Source organism: Mesorhizobium sp. M1273 (assembly GCF_040318195.1).
Classification (GTDB): Bacteria; Pseudomonadota; Alphaproteobacteria; order Rhizobiales; family Rhizobiaceae; genus Mesorhizobium.
Genome location: NZ_JAMYLV010000013.1, coordinates 118,514 through 141,173 on the forward strand (window position 1 = coordinate 118,514; position 22,660 = coordinate 141,173).

Annotated in this window: 22 protein-coding genes; 19 read left to right on the forward strand and 3 right to left on the reverse strand. The window is 62.3% G+C overall.

Going from position 1 to position 22,660, the window contains the following annotated elements:
* The first annotated feature begins 1 nt into the window (after position 1).
* From NKH30_RS16315 to NKH30_RS16365, 11 genes are all read left to right on the forward strand, one after another.
* Positions 2–292, forward strand: a complete 291-nt coding sequence (locus tag NKH30_RS16315; RefSeq protein WP_352472581.1) for a DUF1330 domain-containing protein — start codon at positions 2–4, stop codon at positions 290–292.
* Positions 293–294: 2 nt separating this feature from the next.
* The gene (gene hisA, locus NKH30_RS16320) at positions 295–1,044 is read left to right on the forward strand and encodes a 1-(5-phosphoribosyl)-5-[(5-phosphoribosylamino)methylideneamino]imidazole-4-carboxamide isomerase (RefSeq protein ID WP_352996149.1); all 750 of its coding nucleotides are present in this window, start codon (positions 295–297) and stop codon (positions 1,042–1,044) included.
* Positions 1,041–1,877 (forward strand): arginase family protein, encoded by an 837-nt coding sequence (locus tag NKH30_RS16325; RefSeq protein ID WP_352996151.1) that lies wholly within the window; start codon positions 1,041–1,043, stop codon positions 1,875–1,877. Before hisA ends, NKH30_RS16325 begins: the two co-directional genes overlap by 4 nt.
* A complete protein-coding gene (gene hisF, locus NKH30_RS16330) occupies positions 1,874–2,668 on the forward strand; it encodes an imidazole glycerol phosphate synthase subunit HisF (RefSeq protein WP_352454842.1) in 795 nt (264 codons plus the stop codon). Before NKH30_RS16325 ends, hisF begins: the two co-directional genes overlap by 4 nt.
* A gap of 36 nt (positions 2,669–2,704) precedes the next feature.
* Positions 2,705–3,031: a phosphoribosyl-ATP diphosphatase gene (locus tag NKH30_RS16335; RefSeq protein WP_352451663.1), complete on the forward strand. Its 327-nt coding sequence runs from the start codon at positions 2,705–2,707 to the stop codon at positions 3,029–3,031.
* 18 nt (positions 3,032–3,049) lie between these two features.
* Complete coding sequence (gene coaA, locus NKH30_RS16340; RefSeq protein WP_352977525.1) at positions 3,050–4,009, forward strand: type I pantothenate kinase; 960 nt, start codon at positions 3,050–3,052, stop codon at positions 4,007–4,009.
* A 77-nt stretch (positions 4,010–4,086) separates the two neighbouring features.
* Entirely contained in the window at positions 4,087–5,094 is a 1,008-nt protein-coding gene (locus NKH30_RS16345; RefSeq protein ID WP_352454814.1) for a glycosyltransferase family 2 protein, read from the forward strand.
* Positions 5,094–5,864 (forward strand): class I SAM-dependent methyltransferase, encoded by a 771-nt coding sequence (locus NKH30_RS16350; protein WP_352996153.1) that lies wholly within the window; start codon positions 5,094–5,096, stop codon positions 5,862–5,864. The genes NKH30_RS16345 and NKH30_RS16350 overlap by 1 nt, the downstream gene beginning before the upstream one ends.
* A 7-nt stretch (positions 5,865–5,871) precedes the next feature.
* On the forward strand, positions 5,872–6,267 hold the full coding sequence (locus NKH30_RS16355) for a GtrA family protein (RefSeq protein ID WP_352682232.1): 396 nt from the start codon (positions 5,872–5,874) through the stop codon (positions 6,265–6,267).
* Positions 6,257–7,855 carry a hypothetical protein gene (locus NKH30_RS16360; protein ID WP_352996156.1) on the forward strand — a complete coding sequence of 533 codons (1,599 nt, stop codon included), beginning with the start codon at positions 6,257–6,259 and terminating at the stop codon, positions 7,853–7,855. Before NKH30_RS16355 ends, NKH30_RS16360 begins: the two co-directional genes overlap by 11 nt.
* A gap of 67 nt (positions 7,856–7,922) precedes the next feature.
* Positions 7,923–9,536 (forward strand): hypothetical protein, encoded by a 1,614-nt coding sequence (locus NKH30_RS16365; RefSeq protein ID WP_352996158.1) that lies wholly within the window; start codon positions 7,923–7,925, stop codon positions 9,534–9,536.
* Here NKH30_RS16365 and NKH30_RS16370 read toward each other — a convergent pair.
* From NKH30_RS16370 to NKH30_RS16380, 3 genes are all read right to left on the reverse strand, one after another.
* Entirely contained in the window at positions 9,499–10,116 is a 618-nt protein-coding gene (locus NKH30_RS16370) for an alpha-ketoglutarate-dependent dioxygenase AlkB family protein (RefSeq protein WP_352996160.1), read from the reverse strand. The genes NKH30_RS16365 and NKH30_RS16370 overlap by 38 nt on opposite strands.
* Positions 10,117–10,247: 131 nt before the next feature.
* Positions 10,248–10,685, reverse strand: a complete 438-nt coding sequence (gene arfB, locus NKH30_RS16375) for an alternative ribosome rescue aminoacyl-tRNA hydrolase ArfB (RefSeq protein WP_023677545.1) — start codon at positions 10,683–10,685, stop codon at positions 10,248–10,250.
* A 79-nt stretch (positions 10,686–10,764) separates the two neighbouring features.
* Positions 10,765–12,375: a phosphoenolpyruvate carboxykinase gene (locus NKH30_RS16380; RefSeq protein WP_352871947.1), complete on the reverse strand. Its 1,611-nt coding sequence runs from the start codon at positions 12,373–12,375 to the stop codon at positions 10,765–10,767.
* 342 nt (positions 12,376–12,717) lie between these two features.
* Here NKH30_RS16380 and NKH30_RS16385 point away from each other — a divergent pair, with 342 nt between their 5' ends.
* The 8 genes from NKH30_RS16385 to tsaE all read left to right on the forward strand — a co-directional run bounded on the left by NKH30_RS16385 (position 12,718) and on the right by tsaE (position 22,645).
* The gene (locus NKH30_RS16385) at positions 12,718–13,419 is read left to right on the forward strand and encodes a response regulator transcription factor (RefSeq protein WP_023677547.1); all 702 of its coding nucleotides are present in this window, start codon (positions 12,718–12,720) and stop codon (positions 13,417–13,419) included.
* A gap of 22 nt (positions 13,420–13,441) precedes the next feature.
* Entirely contained in the window at positions 13,442–15,226 is a 1,785-nt protein-coding gene (locus NKH30_RS16390) for a sensor histidine kinase (protein ID WP_023677548.1), read from the forward strand.
* A gap of 31 nt (positions 15,227–15,257) precedes the next feature.
* Positions 15,258–15,704: an HPr kinase/phosphorylase gene (locus tag NKH30_RS16395; protein ID WP_352996162.1), complete on the forward strand. Its 447-nt coding sequence runs from the start codon at positions 15,258–15,260 to the stop codon at positions 15,702–15,704.
* Positions 15,705–15,868: 164 nt separating this feature from the next.
* Entirely contained in the window at positions 15,869–16,270 is a 402-nt protein-coding gene (locus NKH30_RS16400) for a PTS sugar transporter subunit IIA (protein ID WP_023677550.1), read from the forward strand.
* Complete coding sequence (locus tag NKH30_RS16405) at positions 16,267–16,563, forward strand: HPr family phosphocarrier protein (RefSeq protein ID WP_023677551.1); 297 nt, start codon at positions 16,267–16,269, stop codon at positions 16,561–16,563. Before NKH30_RS16400 ends, NKH30_RS16405 begins: the two co-directional genes overlap by 4 nt.
* A 411-nt stretch (positions 16,564–16,974) precedes the next feature.
* A complete protein-coding gene (ahcY, locus tag NKH30_RS16410) occupies positions 16,975–18,375 on the forward strand; it encodes an adenosylhomocysteinase (protein WP_023677552.1) in 1,401 nt (466 codons plus the stop codon).
* Positions 18,376–18,563: 188 nt separating this feature from the next.
* A complete protein-coding gene (locus NKH30_RS16415; RefSeq protein WP_352996164.1) occupies positions 18,564–21,125 on the forward strand; it encodes a sensor histidine kinase in 2,562 nt (853 codons plus the stop codon).
* An 8-nt stretch (positions 21,126–21,133) separates the two neighbouring features.
* Complete coding sequence (tsaE, locus tag NKH30_RS16420; protein WP_352996166.1) at positions 21,134–22,645, forward strand: tRNA (adenosine(37)-N6)-threonylcarbamoyltransferase complex ATPase subunit type 1 TsaE; 1,512 nt, start codon at positions 21,134–21,136, stop codon at positions 22,643–22,645.
* Positions 22,646–22,660: the final 15 nt, after the last annotated feature.

The window sequence follows — 22,660 nt, forward strand, 5'->3', positions numbered from 1 at the left end:
CATGAGCAAGAAGGGCTATTGGATGGCAATGGTCGATGTCCGCGATCCCGAGATCTACAAGCGATATATCGAGGCCAATGCCGCGGCTTTCGCGAAATACGGCGCGAAGTTCCCGGTGCGCGCCGGGCGGTACACCAGCCCGGAAGGACCGGCAGGCAATCGCCACGTGCTGGTGGAATTCGAATCCTATGAAAAGGCGCTGGAATGCTACGGCTCGCCTGAATACCAGGAGGCGTTGAAGTACAGGCTCGCCGGCTCGACCGGCCACTTTGTCATCGTCGAAGGCGCCTGAAGGTGTTTCTGTTTCCGGCGATAGACCTCAAGGACGGCAAATGCGTGCGCCTCAGGCATGGCGACATGGCGACCGCCACCATCTACAATGACGATCCCGCCGCTCAGGCGCGCGTCTTCGAAGAGCAGGGCTTCGAATGGTTGCACGTCGTCGACCTCAACGGCGCCTTCAAGGGCCAGAGCGTCAACAGCGCCGCGGTCGGCGCCATCCTGAAGGCGACGAGCAATCCGGTGCAGCTCGGCGGCGGCATCCGCACCCTGGCGCAGATCGAGGACTGGCTCGACCGTGGGCTGGCCCGCGTCATTCTTGGCACCGTGGCGGTCCGCGATCCGGATCTGGTCAGGCAGGCCTGCAAGGCATTCCCGGGCAAGATCGCTGTCGGCATCGACGCCAAGGGCGGTAAGGTCGCGGTCGAAGGCTGGGCTGAGGCCTCGAGCCTCGGCGTCATTGAACTGGCGAGGAAATTCGAGGGTGCCGGCGTCGCCGCCATCATCTACACCGATATCGACCGCGACGGTGTGCTGACTGGCATCAACTGGGACGCCACCATCGATCTCGCCGACGCGGTGTCGATCCCGGTTATCGCCTCGGGCGGGCTCGCCTCGATCGCCGACATCGTGCGCATGACCATGCCCGATGCCCGCAAGCTCGAAGGCGCGATCTCCGGCCGCGCCCTCTACGACGGCCGCATCGACCCGGCCGAGGCATTGGCGATCCTGCGTGGCAAACCGATGGCAGGGAGTGAAACGTGAAGGTCTCGATTATCGTTGCTCCCTACGACAGCGGGCATTATCACGAGGGGTGCGGCCAGGGGCCGGACGCCATCGTCGGCGGTAGGCTGGTCGAAGCCCTGACCGTGGCTGGCCATGACGTCGCCGTCGAAGATATCGGCAAGGTCGGAGACGAGCAGGGGCGCGAAATTGCAACCGGCTTCGCCGTCTGCAACGCCGTCGCGACCAAGGTTAACCTCGCCCGCGATGGAGGACGCTTCCCCATTATCCTTGCTGGAAATTGCCTGACCGCCGCCGGTGCGGTTGCCGGCGACGCTGCGGATTCGATCATCTGGATCGACCAGCATGGCGATCTCAACACGCCGGAGACGTCGGCCTACGGCTTTCTCGACGGCATGGCGCTGGCGGCGACGCTCGGGCTCTGCTGGCATCCGATGGCGGCAGCAATTCCGGGGTTCCGGCCGATAGACCCGGCGCGCTGCATGCTGGTCGATGCCCGCGACCTCGATCCCGACGAAAAGCGACTGCTGGAAACTTTGCCGATCGTGCGCACCGAATGTGCCGGTGCACTCGATATGATCGGAAAGCTCACGGCGACAGGGACTGTGCGGGCGCATCTGCATCTCGACCTGGATGTCCTCGATCCGGATGTGCTGCAGGTGAACCGCTACGCGCACCCGGGCGGCCCGAGTCCGGAACAGCTGCGGCAGCTTGCCTGCGGACTGGCCAGGTCAATCCCAATCGTCGGCGTGACGCTCTCGGCCTACGACCCGGCCTTTGATTCCCAGTCCGAAGTTCCGCCCGTCGTCGGCCAGCTGCTTGTCGACTTTCTTGCGGCGATCGAGAGGATCTGATGCTGAAAGCCCGCGTCATCCCCTGTCTCGACGTCAAGAACGGCCGTGTCGTCAAGGGCGTCAATTTCGTCGACCTGGTCGATGCCGGCGATCCCGTCGAAGCGGCAAAAGCCTATGACGCGGCCGGCGCCGACGAGCTCTGCTTTCTCGACATCACCGCCTCGTCGGAAAACCGCGAGACCATTTTCGATGTCATCGCCCGCACCGCCGAACAATGTTTCATGCCGCTGACCGTTGGCGGTGGCGTCCGTCAGGTCGCCGACATCAGGAAGCTGCTACTGGCCGGCGCCGACAAGGTGTCGATCAACACGGCGGCGGTGAAGACCCCAAATTTTGTCGCCGAGGCTGCCGACAAATTCGGCAACCAGTGCATCGTCGTCGCCATCGATGCCAAGAAAGTGTCCGCTGCGAGCGAGGCTGATCGCTGGGAGATATTCACCCATGGCGGCCGCGAGAAGACCGGCATCGACGCCGTCGAGTTCGCTCGGCAAGTGGTCGATCTCGGCGCCGGCGAGATCCTGCTAACATCGATGGACCGCGACGGCACCAAGGCCGGCTACGACATAGCCCTTACCCGCGCGGTCGCCGATGCCGTACGCGTGCCGGTCATCGCTTCCGGTGGCGTCGGCACGCTCGACCACCTTGTCGAAGGCATTCGCGACGGCCATGCCGGCGCGGTGCTGGCGGCGTCGATCTTCCATTTCGGCACCTACAGCATCGCCGAAGCCAAGCTGCACATGGCTCAGGCCGGACTGCCGATGCGGCTGGACTCGCCGGGTAATCGGTCCTAGAGCCTTTCCGGCTAAGAAGAGGCTGTAAACGCCGTCATGACCGAGTTCTCGCTCTCCGATCTGGAGAAGATTATTGGCGAACGCGCACGTTCCGGCGATCCGGATTCGTGGACGGCCAAGCTCTTTCAGCGTGGCATGAGCAAGGCAGCGCAGAAACTCGGCGAAGAGGCGGTCGAAACGGTGATCGCAGCCGTCAGCGCCGACCGGGACGCGCTTGTTTCGGAAAGCGCCGATCTCATCTATCATTGGCTTGTCGTTCTTGGCGTAGCGGGCATTCCGCTGAGCGATGTGCTCAACGAGCTTGAACGCCGCACCGGTCGTTCGGGCATCGCCGAAAAGGCGTCTCGGCTGGACCGGGGCTGATCGCTGCGGAGGAACTCGATGGACCAGCTCGCTCCTACCGAGAAGTATTCACCCTATCGTTTCTTCTCGGCCGAGCAATGGTCGCGGTTCCGCGCCGATACGCCGATGACGCTGACCGCAGACGAGATCCATCGTCTGCGGTCGCTGAACGATCCGGTCGATCTCCACGAGGTCGAGCGAATCTATCTTTCGATGTCGCGGCTGTTGTCGGCTCATGTCGAAGCCAGTCAACTCCTGTTCAGGCAGCGCCAGGCCTTCTTCAACGCGCTGGACGCGGCCAAGACACCGTTCATCATCGGCATTGCCGGTTCCGTCGCGGTCGGCAAATCGACCACGGCGCGCGTGCTGAAGGAGCTGCTGGCGCGCTGGCCGTCGAGTCCCAAGGTCGACCTGGTCACCACCGACGGTTTCCTGCTGCCGAACGAAGTCCTGCGCCGCAACAACCTGATGGAGCGCAAGGGCTTTCCGGACAGCTACGACGTCGGCGCGCTGCTGCGCTTCCTGTCCGGCATCAAATCGGCGCAGCGCAACGTCCGCGCGCCGGTCTATTCGCACCTGACCTATGACGTCATTCCGGGCGCGTTCCAGACCATCGACCGGCCCGACATCCTGATCTTCGAAGGCATTAATGTCCTGCAGCCGGGCAAGCTGCCGAAGGACGGCAAGATCGTGCCTTTCCTGTCGGATTTCTTCGACTTTGCCATCTACATCGATGCCGAGGAGGCGCTGATCCATCACTGGTATATCGCCCGCTTCATGCGGTTGCGCGAAACCGCCTTCCGCGACCCGGCCTCCTTCTTTCACCGCTATTCGCAACTTTCCGAGGATGCGGCCCGCGCCATCGCCGAGGGTCTGTGGACCAACATCAACCTTAAGAATCTGCGCGAGAATATATTGCCGACCCGCGCCCGAGCCGATCTCATCCTGCGCAAGGGCGCCAACCATCTGGTCGAGGAAGTGGCGCTCAGGAAACTGTGAAATCCCGGGACATTCCTTAAAGTCATCTTAACCCAGTCTTTCTATTGTCGGGCCTGATCTGCGGGCTCGGCAAACAAATGAATGCGCCATTCCTAAACATCGATCGGCCGGCAGCTGACCGCATCGCACGTCCGGGCAGCGGCGGCGCAACGATTGCCTTGATCGTGCCTGTCCACAATGAGGAAGGCGCAATTGCTCCATTCCTGAAGGCGGTATGCGAAAGCACCGCGCCGCTGAAGGACAAAGGCGTTGCCCTCGAGTTCATCTTCGTCAACGACGGCAGCAGCGATACGACGCTCGAAAAGCTGATCGAAGCCCAACAAACCGATCCACGCATCCACGTAATCGACCTTTCACGCAATTTCGGCAAGGAAGCCGCGATGACCGCGGGGCTCGACAGCTGCGATGCCGATGCAGCGATCCCGATGGATGTCGATATGCAGGATCCGCCGCATGTCATTCCGCTGCTTGTGGAAAAGTGGCGCGAGGGTTTTGAGGTTGTTCTGGCCAAGCGAGCCAATCGGTCGAGCGACAGCTTTCTCAAGCAGCGCTCCGCCTCGATGTTCTACCGCGTTCACAACTGGATCGCGCAGCAGAAGATCCCGCACGATGTCGGCGACTTCCGTTTGATCGACCGCCAGGTCATCCAGGCGCTGCGGTCTTTGCCCGAACGCCGTCGTTTCATGAAGGGCCTGTTCGCCTGGGTCGGGTTCCGTACCGCAAGCGTCGAATATGTCCGCGATCAGCGCATCGCCGGCCAGTCGAAATTCTCCGGCTGGAAGCTGTGGAACTTCGCGCTCGAAGGCATCACCAGCTTCTCCACCGCTCCGCTTGAAATCTGGACCTATGTCGGCGCGACGATTTCCGCGCTGTCGTTCCTCTACGGCCTGCTGATCGTCGCCAAGACAATGATCTTTGGCGTTGATGTGCCCGGCTACGCCTCCCTGCTGGTCAGTGTTCTTTTCCTTGGCGGCATCCAGTTACTCGGCATCGGCATCATCGGACAATACCTCGGCAGGGTCTACGCCGAGATCAAGCAGCGTCCGATCTATATCGTGCGCCGCAAATATGAGGGAATGAGCTGATGGAGATCGACGCTTACCGACAGATGGCCGCCACCGAAGACGAGCATTGGTGGTTCTGCGGGCGTCGCGCCATCGCCGAGGCGGTCATTCGCAGCATCGGCCTGCCTGAAAACGCGCGCATCGTAGAGATCGGCGCCGGCACCGGCGGCAACATCCGGATGCTGGAGCAGTTCGGCGCAGTGACGGCAGTCGAGATGAGCGATCTCGCGCGCAGGATTGCCTGGGAAAAGACCGGCCGCGACTTCCTCGCCGGCCATCTGCCGGACAACATTCCTGTCGCGCCGCAAAGCTGCGACCTCGTCTGCCTGTTCGACGTGCTGGAGCATGTCGCCGAAGACGAGGCGTCGCTTGCCGCGATCCGCCAAGTGCTGAAACCGGGCGGCAGTGTCGTCCTCACTGTGCCCGCACACCAATGGCTGTGGAGCACGCATGATGTTGGGCTGCATCACATGCGGCGCTATTCACGCAATCTGCTGCGTGAACGAATTGAAAAGGCTGGTTTCGCGATCGACCGGCTGAGCTACACAAATGCCGCGCTCTTCCCGGTAGCGGTGCTGGCACGACTGGTGGACAGGTTGCGCAAGTCGGCCTTGCCAGCTGGCCATGCCACGCCGCCAAAACCACTGAATGCGGCGATGAAGGCAGTGTTTTCGGCGGAAGGCCGCATCATACCAAATGCAAGCTTGCCCTTCGGGGTTTCGCTGCTGGCGGTATTCCGCAAGGACAGCGCCGTCGAAACCGCTCGCCCCGACGAGAAATTGGCAGCTTGACCGCGTCATGGGCACTGGCTCGTATCGTCGACTATCGCGCTTTGCGCTGATTGGCATCGCGTCGACGCTGATCTACGCCGTTTGCGCTTTTCTGCTGTCGCGTGGACAGGCAACGGCGGCCCTGCCGGCGGCGCTCACATCGTTTGCGGCCTACGCCGTCGCCGCGCTGTTCTCCTACACCGGGCATAAATATTTCACGTTCACCTCGGGCGGCAGCCACGCTATGGAATTGCCCCGCTTCCTCCTGCTCACCGCTTCCGGCCTCGCCGTCGCGATCGCCCTGCCGGGGCTTTTGACCCAGATGCTCGGCATCCCTGCTGCAATCCCGATCCTGCTCACCTGCATTGCCGTGCCGGTCATCAACTATGTCGTACTTGGGCGGTGGGTGTTTCGTGGTCTCTAGCGCGCGATCCCTCAGTGAACTGCTGCCCGGCGCCAACCGCTTCTCGCCCTTCGTGGGCGTAGCGGGTGCTCCGTTGCTGCTGGCCAGTCTGGTCGTCACATACGCCGTCTGGCTATCGACCGTTGCAATTCCGACCAATGTTGACGTGTCATGGCTTCTGGTCGTCTGCGACCGCCTGCTTGGCGGAGAGCGGCTCAACACCGACATCGTGGAGACCAACCCCCCTTTCTCGATCTGGCTCTACATGCCGTTCATGCTCCTGGAAAAGCTCACTGGCATGCGTGCGGAATTCTGGCTGACGCTTGGCGTCGTTTGCCTGAGCCTGGCCAGTCTTTTCGTTTCCGTCCGCATTCTCGCGCGCGATGAACCGGTCTACCGGCAGCCCCATGCGCTGTGGGCGGCAGCCGCGGCCCTGTTTTTGATCCTGTGTTTCATGCCGGATCAATTCGGCCAACGCGAGCACTTCGCATTGATTGCCATTCTGCCTTGGGTGGCGTTGCAATGCACACGTCAGCGGAACCTGGATTTCAGCGCGGGCTCGCGCCTGGAGCACATGGTCGCGGGTTTCGGCGCGGCGGTCGTGGTCATGGTCAAGCCGCCCTATTTTGTGCTGGCCTTCATGTTGCCGTCGCTCTGTCTTGCGCTTGAAAGGCGGTCGCTGAGACCGCTCTTCGTCGCAGAGAACCTGGTGGGCGCTGCGATCGTGGCCGCCTATATAGCGTCCATCGCGCTCTTCGACCGCGCTTACGTCAGCGACGTCCTGCCCTTGGTCAGGGAGGTCTATCTTCCGTTGAGGGCCTCTGCCGCCGATATGCTGGCAAACTGGCCGAAAGTGGTGCTGCTTCTGGCCGCCGCCACCGTGCTTGCGGCCGGCGGCCTGAGAAAGACGAACTGGGACGTCAGGATTCCGCTCCTGACCGCCCTGGGGTTCATTCCGGCCTTCATCGTCATGGGCAAGGGTTGGCCCAATCACGCGCTGCCGATGGTCGTTGTTGCGACACTTGCATTTGGCATCCAGCTTGTGCGGTTCGGCACATTCGGCAGTGCAGGCTTCGTTCGCAAGGCCGCCCTGATCTTCGGCTGCGTGCTGGTGCTGCAAATAGCGGTCAGGGCACAGTACGCGGCGCTGACGACGGATAACGGCCCGATCGCCCGGTCTGTCGCCGCGATCCGCGCAACGGTCGAAACCCCGACCGTCATGTCGATTGCCGACCAGATGCAGGTTGCCCATCCCCTCGCCAGGCTGGTCGGCGGCAGGTTCATATCACGCCATCCGAGCGCCTGGGCGGTCTCCAACGCGGACACGCTCGCCCGCGTCACCGGCGATCTCGAACGGAGACCGGAACTTGAAAGCATCCGCGATCGGGTGATCGGCGAAAACGCCGCCGAGATATCAGCGAAGAAGCCCGATATCGTGCTGTCAGGCTCGCCGGCGTGGACTGCCCTGATGCTGCAGGACAAGCGGATCCAGGTCGCCTTGGCCGACTATCGTCTGCTGCACGCCGAGCCGGAAATCACTGTCTATCTGCGTTACACGGCGCCTGCGCCGCTCCAAACCGATAGAGCAGGAGCCCCCGGAAACCCATGACACGGCTGGATCCAATCGCTCCACTGGACGACATATGGCTCGATCTCGAGAGCCTCGGTGCAACAGCATGAGCGTCTCGAACGACATTGGCGGCTTGAGCCGCTGGCGCGACCGGGATATTGCGGCGTCGCTGCTTCCTAGCCGCAATGTCCTGGCCATTGCCGCAGTCACCGTCTTCTCGATCTTCTGGCAGCGACGTTGGGGGACTGTTCCCGACACTAGCTGGCTGATCACGGTCTGCGAGCGTATGCTGTCCGGTGAGCGGCTTTACTCGCAAATCTACGAGACCAATCCCCCATTCAGCGTCTGGCTCTATCTGCCGCCAGTGGCTGCGGCCAGATGGCTGGGCACCGCCCCGGAAATCCTGGTTGAGGCCTGGACATACCTTGCCGTGCTTATCGGACTTTCGCTCTCGGGCGTGATCGTCAAGCGTGCGGGTTTCACTGAAACTGCATCATTGTTTGCACTGGGGCCAGCGTTTTGCGCAATGTTGGTGGTCTTCCCCGGAAATGCCTTCAGCGAGCGGGAGCATATCGGCATGGCACTTTTCATGCCGCTGCTTGCGCTTCATGCCTGGCGCGCGCGCAGAGATGCAGCTGCCCAACCAGACCCCGGGCTCGCCGTCCTCGCCGGCCTGTCGGGCAGCATTCTGCTGCTGGTCAAGCCCTACTATGCGATCATGGTGTTGGCGCCGGCGCTGGTCGTTGCAGTGCGCCGGCGCAGTCTGAAATCGATCTTCGCCCTGGAACACTGGGTCATTGGCGGCATCTGCGTTGTCTATCTCGGCACGGTCACGCTGATCCATCCGGAATTCGTGCGCGACATCTATCCCCTCTTGGCGGACGTTTATGCAAAGATCGGCATCTTTTGGCCGATTGTGATCGGCTACGGTTTCTCGTGGTGTTTCCTTGTCTTCCTGATCTGGTGGCTGTGGCCTGCCAGACAGTTTCCAGAGCTGGCGGCGGTAGCGTTGGCTGCATCGATCGCCGGCATGTTTCCCCTGTTCTACCAAGCCAAAGGCTGGTCTTATCATGCCTATCCCGCGATCTTTTGCGCTGTGGCAGCCATTTTCTGCCTGTTGGCACTGCCCAGGATCGTGCAGCGGCCGTCGAAGCTGTTGACGTTCGTGACGGCTCCTTCGCGAGCTTGGGCATTGGCGGCGGTGGCAATCGCTTTCTTGCCGTACTGGAGCACCCAGAAACCAGGGCCGGCGCTGGTTGCTGCAATTCGCGCCGCCACCGATCGGCCGACCGTAGCGTTGGTTAGTTCGGATATTTCCTCGGGACATCCGTTGAACCGTATGATCGATGGGCAGTTCGTTTCGACCCACGTCAGCGATTGGCTTGGAGCGTTCGCACTTTCCCTGTCCCGGCAGGCAGCTCTCTCGGGTGACACCGCCGAAGCCATGCGTTACCGAGCCATCATGGCGCGCTACGTCGAAAGCAAACGCGAAGAGTTCGTGCGTCTGCGCCCGGATATCGTCGTCTTCAAGAAAAACAACACGATGTGGACAAGCCAACTGATGGGGCATTTTGGCTTTGACGCCATCCTGGCGCACTACCGCATTCTTATCGAGGACGAGACCGAGCGCATCTATCTGCGCGACGATTATGTCCGCCCGGGCCGCCGGCCACCTGAACAGCCTATTTCGGCATCGTCACCCGTCGCAGCGTCAGATTGATGCGGCCGCCACTCCTGAGCAATGCCGAGGTCGACGGGTAGATACGGTCGACGCCGTGAAAGCAGAGCCGCCCTTCGCCGCCAAGCACGACGACGTCGCCGCTCCTCAGCCTGAACGATTTGGTGGCGCCGTCGCGCGTCGTCTGGCCGACCCGGAACAGGCAATCGTCGCCGAGCGACACCGAGACGACAGGCGCGGAGAAATCGCTCTCGTCGCGGTCCTGGTGAAGACCCATCTTGGCATCCTGCGAATAGAAATTGACCAGGCAGGCTTCCGGCAGGTGCGCATAGGCAGATACATCCCGCCACAGTTCGAGCAGCATCTCCGGGATCGGCGGCCAAGGCCTTCCGGTCACCGGGTGGGTCGGCTGGTAGCGATAGCCGTGCTCCTTGTCGGTGACCCAGCCCAGCGGACCGCAATTGGTCATGCGCACGCTCATCTCCTTGCCGGTACGCGGCATCGCCGGCACGAACAGCGGCGCGTTCTGCACGACCTGCCTGATATCTTCCACCAGCACTTCCTGCATGGCGCGCGACAGGTAGCCGGGCATATGGCGGACGCCTTTGGGCAGTACGAGCATCGCGTCGCTTAATCCGTTGGTCTGGAGAAATCAGAATGCCACCGTCAAATGAAAACGGCGACCCGAAAGCCGCCTCCGACGGTGGCTGCGCGCTTTAACCGGCGATCTGAGATCCGAAGCCGCTTCGGCTGTCACTCATCCCCGACCCGGCCGCGCAGTTTCTTGATCGAGCCGCGCCCGGCCTTGCTCTTGAGCCGTCTTTCGACCGCGCCTTTAGACGGCCTGGTCTTCTTGCGCGGCGGCGGTGGTGGTTCGGCGGCCTTGGCGACCAGTGCCGTCAGCCGCGCCCGGGCGTCCGCCCGGTTCTGCTCCTGGGTGCGGAAGCGTCCGGCTTCGATGACGATGACGCCGTCCTTGGTGGCGCGCTGGCCGGCAAGCTTGATGGTCCGTTCGCGCACCCGCTCCGACAGGCCAGCCGCATTGGCGGCATCGAAGCGCAATTGCACTGCCGTCGCCACCTTGTTGACGTTCTGGCCGCCCGGGCCGGACGAACGGATGAAGTCCTCGTGCAGGTCGCCCGGATTAATCACCGCATCGTCGGTAATGATGATCTTGTCGTCGGCGTTCATGCCGCACTCATGGCGCGGCAGGCGAAAAAAGAAAAGGCCCGATCGAAGCCGGGCCTTGAAGCATCACCAGGGGCGACGGCTATTCAGCCGCTACCTGCATGCGTGGTGCGGCGCCGAGCACGGTGGCGTCGACATGGGCTTCGAACTTTTCGAAATTGTCGACGAACATGCCGACCAGCCTTGCCGCCTGCCGGTCGTAGGCGGGCTTGTCGATCCAGGTCGATCTAGGGTCGAGAATGGCGCGGTCGACGCCGGCAACCGTCACCGGTACGTCGAAACCGAAATTGGCGTCGGTGCGGAAGTCGGCCGCTTTCAGCGAGCCGTCGAGCGCCGCCGCAAGCAGCGCCCGCGTTGCTTTGATCGGCATTCGCTTGCCGGTGCCGTAGGCGCCGCCGGTCCAGCCGGTGTTGACCAGCCAGCAATCGACGCCGTGGCGGGCGATGAGCTCGCGCAGCAGATTGCCGTATTCCGACGGATGCCGCGGCATGAACGGTGCGCCGAAGCATGTCGAAAATGTCGCTTCGGGTTCCGTAACGCCCTTCTCGGTCCCCGCCACCTTGGCGGTATAGCCGGAGAGGAAATGGTACATGGCCTGCGCCGGGGTCAACCGCGCGATCGGCGGCATCACACCGAATGCGTCGGCGGTCAGCATGATGATGTTCTTCGGGTGGCTGGCGCGCCCCGTCTTGCTGGCATTGGGGATGAAGTGGAGCGGGTAGGCGCAGCGTGTGTTTTCGGTCAGCCCGCCATCGTCGAAATCCGGCACGCGGCCTGCGTCGAGCGCCACATTCTCCAGCACCGTGCCGAAGCGCTGGGTGGTGGCGAAGATCTCCGGCTCGGCTTCGGCCGAAAGCTTGATCGTCTTGGCATAGCAGCCGCCCTCGAAATTGAAGATGCCGTGCGGTCCCCAGCCATGCTCGTCGTCGCCGACCAGCGTGCGCGACGGGTCGGCCGACAACGTCGTCTTGCCGGTCCCGGAAAGGCCGAAGAAAACGGCCGCGTCGCCGAAGGGCCCTTCATTGGCCGAGCAGTGCATCGGCATCACACCCTTTGCCGGCAGCAGATAGTTGAGCACGGTGAACACCGACTTCTTCATCTCACCGGCATACGAGGTACCGCCGATCAACACGATCATGTGCGAAAGATCGACGGCAATCACCGTTTCGCCGCGCGTGCCGTGGCGGGCGGGATCGGCGCGAAACGACGGCAGGTCGATGATCGTCAAATCGGGCATGAAATGCTCGAGTTCGGCGGCGGCCGGTCGGATGAGCAGATTGCGGATGAACAAGGAGTGCCAGGCAAGCTCCGTGATCACCCTGGTCGGCAGCTTCAGTTCCTCGTCGGCGCCGCCGACCAGGTCCTGCACATAAAGGTCCTTTCCAGCCGCGTGGGCGCGAAAATCGGCAAGCAGCGTATCGAACTGGATCGGCGAAATCGCTTTGTTGTTGTCCCACCATATATGCGGCGCGGTGCTTTCGTCGCGCACCACGAATTTGTCCCTGGGCGAGCGGCCGGTGTGCTGCCCGGTCTCGGCGGCAAGCGCGCCATGCGCGGTGAGTCGGGCCTCGCCACGGCGGATTGCCTCCTCGTAGAGCGCGGCCGCGCCGAAATTATAGCGTACCACGCCCGTGGTTCTCAGGCCGATGCGATCGATTGCACATGCAGGATTGCGTTTGCCGGCTTCCGACATGGGTGTCCCTTCTTCGATTTACCGCGTCTTTACCGGCGAATTCCGGAACCCCCATTGCAGGAGCTAAAAACGTCAAAACCAGAAAAGGCGAATGATATCAAATCATTAATCGATTTAAATATTTTGAAAGTTGTTTAAATCGTTTATATGTGCAAAAACACTGATGGTTGCCCAAAGGATTGGCGATGTTCATTCGTCCAATCCATATCGAGGTACAATTGTAGCCGTCGACATGCCGCGCGTGACAGCGGATACAGCCTGTGCCACATTTTGTACCTAATTTGTCCTGCAAAAGCCCCTTCTCGACGAAAGAAGGGACAGCTCATGAGGGAGCCGCTTGAAATGGCAACAATCGCGCTTGTCGACGACGATCGCAACATTCTGACTTCGGTTTCGATCGCCCTCGAATCCGAGGGTTATCGGGTCGAAACCTACACGGATGGGGCATCGGCGCTGGAGGGACTGGCGGCGCGCCCGCCGAACCTCGCCATCCTTGACATCAAGATGCCGCGCATGGACGGCATGGAGTTGCTGCGCCGGATGCGTCAGAAATCCGACCTGCCAGTAATCTTCCTGACCTCCAAGGACGATGAGATCGATGAACTGTTCGGCCTCAAGATGGGCGCCGACGACTTCATCCGCAAACCCTTCTCGCAGCGTCTTCTGGTGGAGCGCGTCCGCGCCGTGCTGCGCCGCGCCAGCACCCGCGAGGCGGCGGCCAAGGCGCCCAACCAGCAGGCCCGGTCGCTTGAGCGCGGCCAGCTTGTCATGGACCAGGAGCGCCACACCTGCACCTGGAAGGGCGAGCCGGTGACGCTTACCGTCACCGAGTTCCTCATCCTGCATTCGCTGGCACAGCGTCCGGGGGTCGTAAAAAGCCGTGATGCGCTGATGGATTCGGCTTATGATGAGCAGGTCTATGTCGATGACCGCACCATCGACAGTCACATCAAGCGGCTGCGCAAAAAGTTCAAGGCCGTCGATGATGACTTCGAAATGATCGAAACCCTTTACGGAGTCGGATATCGGTTCCGCGAAGCTTGAGTCGAGCGGGAGCTGCTATTCGATGGCAGTGCAAGTAGAGCGAGTGAGACGGTCGGGCGCCGCCAGGCGCCCGCCGCGGATTCTGCCCGCCTTCGTGTCGAAAATTACGGTGCCGATGCGCCGGTTTCTCGGCCATCACATCTTTTCCAGCCTGACGCGGCGTATCCTCTTTCTCAACCTTGCCGGCCTTGCCGTCCTGGTCACCGGCATTCTCTATCTCAATACCTTTCGCGACGGGCTGATCGACGCCCGTGTCGAGAGCCTGATGACTCAAGGCGAGATCATCGCCGGCGCGATCGCCGCCTCGGCGACGGTCGAGACCGATTCGATCAGCATCGATCCGGAGAAGCTGCTCGAGTTGCAGGCCGGCGAAAGCCTCGGCCCGGGTTCCGATCAGCTCGACAATCTCGATTTCCCGATCAATCCGGAGCGCGTGGCGCCGGTGCTCAGGCGGTTGATCTCGCCGACGCGCACACGCGCCCGCATTTACGACCGCGACGCCAACCTGCTGCTCGATTCCCGCCATCTCTATTCGCGCGGCCAGATCCTTCGCTACGACCTGCCGCCGGTCGAAGAGGAACAGCCAGACCTTCTGGAGCGCATCCAGAAATTCGTCTTCGATTTCTTCCGCAACAAGCAGCTGCCCGTCTATCGCGAGCAGCCGGGTGGCAACGGCGCCGCGTTTCCGGAAGTGGTCAAGGCGCTTACCGGCAGCCCGTCGACGATCGTGCGGATCTCGGAGCAGGGCGAGCAGATCGTTTCAGTGGCGGTACCGATCCAGCGCTTCCGTGCCGTTCTCGGCGTGCTGATGCTGTCGACCGAAGGCGGCGACATCGACAAGATCGTCGCGGCCGAGCGCAAGGCGATCCTGCGCGTGTTCGGCATTGCCGCCCTGGTTACCGCCATCCTGTCGATGCTGCTGGCCTCCACCATCGCCAACCCGCTGCGCCGGCTTTCCGCGGCGGCCGTCAGGGTTCGCCGCGGCGTCAAGAACCGCGAGGAAATCCCCGACTTCTCCGACCGCCAGGACGAGATCGGCAATCTGTCGATCGCCGTGCGCGACATGACCAATGCGCTCTACGCCCGCATCGAGGCGATCGAAAGTTTTGCCGCGGATGTCTCGCACGAGTTGAAGAACCCGCTTACCTCGCTGCGCAGCGCGGTGGAGACATTGCCGCTGGCCAGGAACGACAATTCGCGCAGCCGGCTGATGGATATCATCCAGCACGATGTGAGGCGGCTTGACCGTCTCATCACCGATATTTCCGATGCCTCCCGTCTCGATGCCGAGCTGGCGCGGGAAGATGCGGGAACCGTCGACCTCAAGAAGTTCATCACCGATCTGGTCGCCGTCTCGCGCGAGGCCACGCGCAACAAGAAGGCGGTCGAGATCGAATTCAAGGTCGCCAAACTGCCACAGGGCGTGAAAGGCTACTTCGTCGTCGGTCATGATCTGAGGATCGGCCAGGTGATCACCAACCTGATCGAGAATGCCCGCTCGTTCGTTCCCGAGGAACGTGGCCACATCACCATATCGCTGGCGCGCGCCGGCAAGTTCAACATCGTCACCATCGACGACAATGGACCCGGTATCCGGGCCGATAACATCGATCGCATTTTCGAGCGGTTCTATACCGATCGGCCGGCCGGCGAGGCGTTCGGTCAGAACTCGGGCCTTGGCCTGTCGATATCCAGGCAGATCGTTGAAGCCCATGGCGGCACGCTGAGCGCCGAGAACATCCCGGGCACCAAGCCTGGCGAGATCAAGGGCGCGCGCTTCGTGGTGACGCTGCCGGCGGAAGGCTGACGGATGAATTCCAATCACGCCTGGTCCTATTGTGCAGCCTGAAAATATTCACGGCACCGCGATCCTGATAGGTGATCGCGGCATTCTCATCACCGGACCGTCCGGTTTGGGCAAGACGACGCTGGCGCTCGCCCTGATCGATCATTGCAGCCAGCGTGAGCTGTTTTCCCGGCTGATCGGCGATGACCAGCTCTATGCTGCAGATTGCGACGGGCGGCTGGTCTGCCGCGCACCAGCCAGCATAGCCGGCCTCGTCGAGGTGCCGGGATTCGGCCCCAAACCGATACGGTTCGAGCCAAGCTGCGTGATCGACCTCATTATCCGGCTGGTGCCAGCCGGCAAAATGGCCCGCTTCCAGGAAGACTGCAGCGAACTCGTTGTCGGCGTACCAGTGCCGCGCATCGATCTTGCCGGGCGCAATGTAGCGGCGGCCTTGCCGGCAGTGATGTCGCGCCTGTCGATTGCGCCTTTCCTGTGATCCGATTTCGATTTTTTGCTGCAATGCGTCAAATTGGCTTGGGCCGGCGCAATTTTGGGCTTGTCAACGGGCCTTGCGTCGACAAGATAGCGCTCCCGCCACCTGGAACGGTCGGCGAGCATAAAATGCGCCTGTGAAGCGGCGATGACGGGAGCCACCAAAGAATGATCGGACTCGTGCTTGTAACGCACGGTCAACTGGCCGCCGAGTTCCGCAATGCCGTGGAACATGTCGTTGGGCCACAAGACAATTTCGAGACCGTGGCGATCGGTGCCGACGACGATATGGAACAGCGCCGCCGCGACATTATCGAGGCAGTCGGCCGCGTCGATACGGGATCAGGCGTCATCGTTTTGACCGACATGTTCGGCGGCACGCCCTCTAACCTCGCCATTTCCGTGATGGAATCCGGGCGTATCGAGGTCATTGCCGGCATGAACCTGCCGATGCTGATCAAGCTGTCCAGCGTTCGCAAGGGCGACAACATGACGGCCGCGCTGGATGAGGCGCAGGCTGCCGGCCGCAAATACATCAATGTCGCCAGTCAACTCCTGAGCAGCAAATGAGCGCGCTGTTGCCGGAAAAGGACAAGATCGTTCGCGACTTTCCAATCGTCAACCAGCGCGGCCTGCATGCGCGCGCCTCGGCCAAGTTCGTTCAAATCGCCAGCGGCTTCAACGCCACGGTCCAGGTCGAGAAGGACGGTGTCAAGGTCGGCGGCACCTCGATCATGGGCCTGATGATGCTGGCGGCGAGCCCCGGTTATTCGATACGCGTCACCGCCACCGGCCCGGAGGCCGAAGAGGTGATCGATGCGCTGGAGCAACTGGTTGCTTCCCGTTTCGGCGAGGAGTGCTGACGGCTTCGCCGACGGCACCTGCTACGGCATGTTCGGGCGCAACCTTGCGGCGGTGAAGGAAATCGCATTTTTGCGCGACCGTCGCGTATTTTGTTCTTGCTTTGTGCCGGCAGCTATGCTACTAATTTCGCTATAGTGCCAATTGGCCCCGAAGACCCGCCCGCCGAGGCGGGTTTTTGTTTCCGGCTTTGAAAGTGTTGCCGATCTGAGGTCTGAGGGACGGCCACCTTGGACAGCACCCCTTCTGCGCGCTCTCATGGCCGCCGCCGCTGAAGACATGCACGGATAAAGATTTCTTTATATCCCATTGTCGTCCCACTCCCGATCTGCTAGTCAGGCCGGCAACTCGCGCCCTCCGAAATGCCTTCGGGGCGGGCGCGTCCCGCAATCAATTCGCATCGGAGCACTGCCATGACGGGTAGCAAGGACTATGTGGTCGCTGACATCGCGCTTGCCGGCTGGGGCCGCAAGGAGATCGAGATCGCCGAAACCGAAATGCCCGGCCTGATGGCCTGCCGCGAGGAATTCGGCGACAAGAAGCCGCTCAAGGGCGCGCGCATCACCGGTTCGCTGCACATGACCATCCAGACGGCGGTGCTGATCGAAACGCTGAAAGCGCTCGGCGCCGACATCCGCTGGGCTTCCTGCAATATCTTCTCGACCCAGGACCACGCTGCCGCGGCCATTGCCGAGGCCGGAATTCCGGTGTTTGCCGTCAAGGGCGAGACGCTGGAGGATTATTGGGTCTACACCGACAAGATCTTCCAGTGGGCCGATGGCGGCACCTCCAACATGATCCTCGATGACGGTGGCGATGCCACCATGTACATCCTGATCGGCGCCCGCGCCGAGGCCGGCGAGGATGTGCTGTCCAATCCGGGCAGCGAAGAGGAAGAGATCCTGTTTGCCCAGATCAAGAAGCGCATGCAGGCATCGCCCGGCTTCTTCACCAAGCAGAAGGAAGCGATCCGCGGCGTCACCGAAGAGACGACGACCGGCGTCAACCGGCTCTATCAGTTGCAGAAAAAAGGCCTGCTGCCGTTCCCGGCGATCAACGTAAATGATTCCGTCACCAAGTCGAAATTCGACAACAAATATGGCTGCAAGGAATCACTTGTCGACGGCATTCGCCGCGGCACCGACACGATGATGGCTGGCAAGGTCGCGGTTGTCTGCGGCTATGGCGACGTCGGCAAGGGCTCGTCGGCTTCGCTCAAGGGCGCCGGCGCCCGCGTCAAGGTCACCGAGGTCGATCCGATCTGCGCGCTGCAGGCGGCGATGGACGGTTTCGAGGTGGTCACGCTCGAAGACGCGGCGCCGACGGCCGACATCGTCATCACCACCACCGGCAACAAGGACGTCGTTACCCTCGACCACATGCGCCTGATGAAGGACATGGTGATCGTCGGCAACATCGGTCACTTCGACAACGAGATCCAGGTGGCCTCGCTGCGCAACCTGAAGTGGACCAACATCAAGCCTCAGGTGGACATGATCACCTTCCCGGACGGCAAGCGGATGATCCTTTTGTCGGAAGGCCGTCTGCTCAACCTCGGCAACGCCACCGGCCATCCGAGCTTCGTCATGTCGGCGTCCTTCACCAATCAGGTGTTGGCCCAGATCGAGCTGTACACCAAGCCCGGTCAGTACGAGAACCAGGTCTATGTCCTGCCGAAGCATCTCGACGAAAAGGTCGCGCGCCTGCATCTCGACAAGCTCGGTGCCCGCCTGACCGAACTGTCCGGCGAACAGGCCGCCTATATCGGCGTCACTCCGCAGGGACCGTTCAAGCCGGAACACTACCGCTATTAACCACGGCGAAACTTGCCACTAGATATTGAAGCCGGGCGATTGACTTTTCGCCCGGCTTTATTTTTGCGCTGATTGATTCTTCACGCCGATTCGCGCAAGCGCTATGGTGCTGATTCGCGGTCCGGGGACGAGGCCCGGGCGCACGCATCAGGGCGGTCTTGCATTCAGGCGGCGAAGAGGACCAAGACATGCCGGGGGATAACCCGCCTTGCGCGGGACAGGCCGTTTCCGGCGGCCATAACGATTCGATCACGGGCTCCGCTGCCAGAGGCGGCAGCCTTCTATGGCGCGCCGGCAGCCGTGTCGGGGTGCTGCTTGCTTCTTCCGCGCTGGTTGGTCCGCTGCTTGGCTTTACTGCACATGCCCAAACCCGCGTGGCGCAAAAGGCCGGGCTGTCGGTCAGCACGGTCGAGGTCATGCAACTCGCCATGTTCGTCGGCGTCATGGGGGCGGCATTGCTGTCGGCCATCTTTCTGATCCGCGAACGGGCGCGCACCGCGGCGGAAAATGCCGAGCTCAGGACCCGTATCGCCGACGTCAATGCCGCGCTGCAGCGCTCGGAGGCGCTGCTCCATTCCCGCGATCAGCGCGTGGTGGTATGGGCGGCCGAGAACAAGAAGCCCGAGCTTGTCGGGACATTGCCGATCGAGAGCGGCGCGCCGGAGGACCGGGCGGCCTTCCTGGCTTTCGGCCGCTGGCTGATGCCGCGTTCGGCGGCTGCACTCGAACATGCCGTCGCGGCACTGCGGGACAAGGCAAAGCCGTTCGATCTGGTCATCGAATCGCAGGCCGGCCAGCCGCTCGAGGTTCACGGTCGCAAGAGTGCGGCGCATGTGCTGGTTCGCTTCGTCTCGCTTTCGGAGACACAGCGAAGCCAGGCCAGGCTGAAGATCGAGAACCAGCGCTTAACCGCCGACCATGAGACGCTGATCGGTCTTCTGGATGCGCTCAAGATGCCGTCATGGCTGCGTACTGTCGACGGGCGGCTGAAATGGGTCAACCGCGCCTATGCCGAAGCGGTCGAGGCCGAGAATGCCGAAGCGGCGGTCCGCGATGGCAAGGAATTCCTCGGCGGCCAGGCGCGCGACACGATCGCTGCGCAGCACAAGTCGCGCGCGGTCTTTGAACAGACGCTCTCCACGGTCATCGAGGGCGACCGCCGTATGTTTGCCGTGACCGATTTTGCCGGAGCGGATGGTTCGGCTGGTCTTGCCTGCGACATCAGCGCTATCGAGGCCATTCGCGCCGAATATGAGCGGACCATGCAGAGCCACGCCGACACGCTCGATCAGCTCAACACCGCCGTGGCGATTTTCGACACCGACGAGAAATTGCGGTTTTTCAATCAGGCGTTCCAGAAACTATGGGGCCTCGACAGCGGCTTCCTGCACAGCGCGCCGGACAACGCCTTGCTGCTCGACCGCCTGCGCAGCGAAGGCAAGATCGCCGAGCAGCCCGAATGGCGGCGCTGGAAAGAGAGCCTGCTCGGCGCTTACCGCGCGGTTGAATCGCAGGAGCATTGGTGGCATCTGCCGGACGGCAAGACCATTCGCGTCGTCGCCAATCCGCAGCCCAAGGGCGGCGTCACCTGGGTGTTCGAGAACCTGACCGAGAAGATGGACCTTGAAAGCCGCTACCAGACCGCCGTCCGGGTCCAGGGCGAGACGCTCGACAACCTCGCCGAAGGCGTCGCTGTGTTCGGCCCCGACGGCAGGCTGAGACTGTCGAACCCGGCGTTCGCGGCATTGTGGGGGCTGGATGCCGATGCCTCAAAACCCAACGTCCATGTCTCGACGATCCGCGACCTTTGCGACCGCCGTGCCGTCGACAGTCCGTGGGGCGGGTTCGTTGCCGCCATCACCGGCTTCGACGACGAGCGCCGCGACCGCCACGGCCAAACCGAATTGAACAACGGCACCGTTTTGCGCTACGCCGTCATCCCTTTGCCCAACGGCCAGGTGATGATGACCTTCGTCGACGTTACCGACAGCGTCAATGTCGAGCGGGCGCTGAAGGACAAGAATGAGGCGCTGCAAAAGTCCGACCAGATCAAGAACGAATTCGTGCAGCACGTCTCCTATGAGCTGCGCTCGCCACTCACCAACATCATCGGCTTTACCGAGCTTCTTTCACTGCCGTCGACTGGTCCGCTGAACCAGAAGCAACGCGAATATATCGGGCATGTCGGCTCGTCCTCCTCGGTCCTGCTCACCATCGTCAACGACATCCTCGACCTGGCGACGGTGGATGCCGGCATCATGGAACTCGACATTTCCGAAGTTCACATCGATCGAACCATTACGGCTGCCGCCGAACTGGTCGCCGACCGGCTGGAGGAACATGCGATCAAGCTCAGGATCGACGCGGCGGCCGCGCCGAAAACCTTCCACGGCGACGAGATCCGCGTCCGCCAGATCCTCTTCAATCTGCTCAGCAATGCCGCCAATTACGCGCCGGAGGCGAGCACCATAACGCTCGCCTGCCGCCAACTTGCCGACGGCGTAGAATTTTCCGTTCACGATGACGGCCCCGGCATGCCGCCGGACCTGCTTGACTCAGTGTTCCGGCGCTTCGAGCCGCGCACCAATGGCGGCCGCCGCCGTGGCGCCGGGCTCGGCCTGTCGATCGTCAAGAGCTTTGTCGAACTGCATGGCGGCAGCGTCCGCATCGAGACCGGCAGGGATAAGGGCACCACGGTTGTTTGCGCCTTTCCCGACACGCCGTCCGGCATCCGCGCGGCGGCCGAGTAGCGCGTTCGATGGCGGTATTGGTGCTGGAGCGTTTTCTCGCCGACGAGGCTGCGACGGCAAGGTTCGGCGAGGATCTCGCCATGTCGCTGCGCATTGGCGACGTGCTCGCCCTCAAGGGCGATCTCGGCGCCGGCAAATCGACCTTGGCACGGGCGCTGATCAGGGCACTGGCCGACGATGCCGGGCTCGACGTGCCGAGCCCGACCTTCACGCTGGTCCAGAGCTACGACACGCGTGTGCCGGTTCATCATTTCGATCTCTACCGCTTGGGCACGGCATCCGAGCTGGACGAGCTGGGCTTCGACGAGGCGCTGACGCAAGGCGCCGCGCTGGTCGAATGGCCGGAGCGGGCAGAGGCATATCTGCCGAAAACCTCGGTGCTGGTCGAACTTCTCCAGCAGGGCGACGGCCGACTGGCGAGACTATCGGGAGAGGGCGCCGCCTTCGAGCGCGCGGCGCGATCGCTGGCAATGCGCGATTTTCTCGGGCAGGCCGGTTGGGGCGAAGCGCAGCGACTATATTTCATCGGTGATGCCTCGGCTCGCTCCTACGAGATCGTCACGCTCGCCGGATTTCCGCCGCGCGTGCTGATGAACTCGCCAAGGCTGGTGCTCGGACCGCCAGTCCGCGACGGCAAACCCTATGCCGAGATCGCTCACACCGCGCAATCCGTTTCGGCGTTCGTCGCCATCGACCGGGCCTTGCGGGCCGGCGGCGTCAGCGTCCCGGAAATCCATGCCCAGGATCTCGAGCAGGGTTTTCTCCTGCTGGAGCATCTCGGTTCCCAAGGCTTCCTCGACAAGCGCGGCCAGCCGGTGGCCGCGCGTTATGCGGCGGCGGCCGAACTGCTTGCCATGATGCACGGCAAAACATGGCCGGCCCGCATGCAGGCCGGCCCCGGCGTCTTCCACGACGTGCCGCCTTTCGACCGCGACGCCATGATGATCGAGGCCGAATTGCTGGTCGACTGGTATGTCCCGGCGATATCAGGCGCTTCGCCAAGCGAGGCGTTGCGCGCCGGTTATCGCAGCGAATGGAGTGCGGTGGTCGATCGGCTCGAGGGGCGCGAATACACGCTGATGCTGCGCGACTTTCATTCGCCCAACCTGATCTGGCGCGCTGACCGTTTCGGTCACGACCGCCTCGGCGTCGTCGATGTCCAGGATGCGCTGATCGGTCCGTCAGCCTACGACGTCGCCTCGCTCGCCATGGACGCGCGCGTCACCATCTCACCTGAAATCGAAAAGCACACGCTCGCCGCCTACATCGCCGCGCGACGTGCTGCCGGTGCCTTCGATGAGAACGAATTCCGCGAAACCTATGCAATCATGGCCGCACAGCGCAATTCCAAGATCCTCGGCATCTTCGTGCGGCTCGAAAAACGCGACGGCAAGCCTTATTATCTGAAGCATCTGCCGCGCATCCGCGACTATCTTCGCCGGGCACTGGCGCATCCGGCGCTGGCCGGGCTGCAGGATTTCTACATCGCCCACGGCTTCCTGGAGGAACGCTCGATTTGACGGCTAAGGATTTGG

What these genes read in the sequence shown, in the direction of transcription:
- NKH30_RS16315 (WP_352472581.1), top strand. Translation starts at nt 2, where the DNA reads ATGAGCAAGAAGGGCTATTGGATGGCAATGGTCGATGTCCGCGATCCC.
- NKH30_RS16335 (WP_352451663.1), top strand. Translation starts at nt 2,705, where the DNA reads ATGACCGAGTTCTCGCTCTCCGATCTGGAGAAGATTATTGGCGAACGC.
- coaA (WP_352977525.1), top strand. Translation starts at nt 3,050, where the DNA reads ATGGACCAGCTCGCTCCTACCGAGAAGTATTCACCCTATCGTTTCTTC.
- NKH30_RS16345 (WP_352454814.1), top strand. Translation starts at nt 4,087, where the DNA reads ATGAATGCGCCATTCCTAAACATCGATCGGCCGGCAGCTGACCGCATC.
- NKH30_RS16350 (WP_352996153.1), top strand. Translation starts at nt 5,094, where the DNA reads ATGGAGATCGACGCTTACCGACAGATGGCCGCCACCGAAGACGAGCAT.
- NKH30_RS16355 (WP_352682232.1), top strand. Translation starts at nt 5,872, where the DNA reads ATGGGCACTGGCTCGTATCGTCGACTATCGCGCTTTGCGCTGATTGGC.
- NKH30_RS16365 (WP_352996158.1), top strand. Translation starts at nt 7,923, where the DNA reads ATGAGCGTCTCGAACGACATTGGCGGCTTGAGCCGCTGGCGCGACCGG.
- NKH30_RS16370 (WP_352996160.1), bottom strand. Translation starts at nt 10,116, where the DNA reads ATGCTCGTACTGCCCAAAGGCGTCCGCCATATGCCCGGCTACCTGTCG.
- arfB (WP_023677545.1), bottom strand. Translation starts at nt 10,685, where the DNA reads ATGAACGCCGACGACAAGATCATCATTACCGACGATGCGGTGATTAAT.
- NKH30_RS16380 (WP_352871947.1), bottom strand. Translation starts at nt 12,375, where the DNA reads ATGTCGGAAGCCGGCAAACGCAATCCTGCATGTGCAATCGATCGCATC.
- NKH30_RS16385 (WP_023677547.1), top strand. Translation starts at nt 12,718, where the DNA reads ATGGCAACAATCGCGCTTGTCGACGACGATCGCAACATTCTGACTTCG.
- NKH30_RS16390 (WP_023677548.1), top strand. Translation starts at nt 13,442, where the DNA reads ATGGCAGTGCAAGTAGAGCGAGTGAGACGGTCGGGCGCCGCCAGGCGC.
- NKH30_RS16400 (WP_023677550.1), top strand. Translation starts at nt 15,869, where the DNA reads ATGATCGGACTCGTGCTTGTAACGCACGGTCAACTGGCCGCCGAGTTC.
- NKH30_RS16405 (WP_023677551.1), top strand. Translation starts at nt 16,267, where the DNA reads ATGAGCGCGCTGTTGCCGGAAAAGGACAAGATCGTTCGCGACTTTCCA.
- ahcY (WP_023677552.1), top strand. Translation starts at nt 16,975, where the DNA reads ATGACGGGTAGCAAGGACTATGTGGTCGCTGACATCGCGCTTGCCGGC.
- NKH30_RS16415 (WP_352996164.1), top strand. Translation starts at nt 18,564, where the DNA reads ATGCCGGGGGATAACCCGCCTTGCGCGGGACAGGCCGTTTCCGGCGGC.
- tsaE (WP_352996166.1), top strand. Translation starts at nt 21,134, where the DNA reads ATGGCGGTATTGGTGCTGGAGCGTTTTCTCGCCGACGAGGCTGCGACG.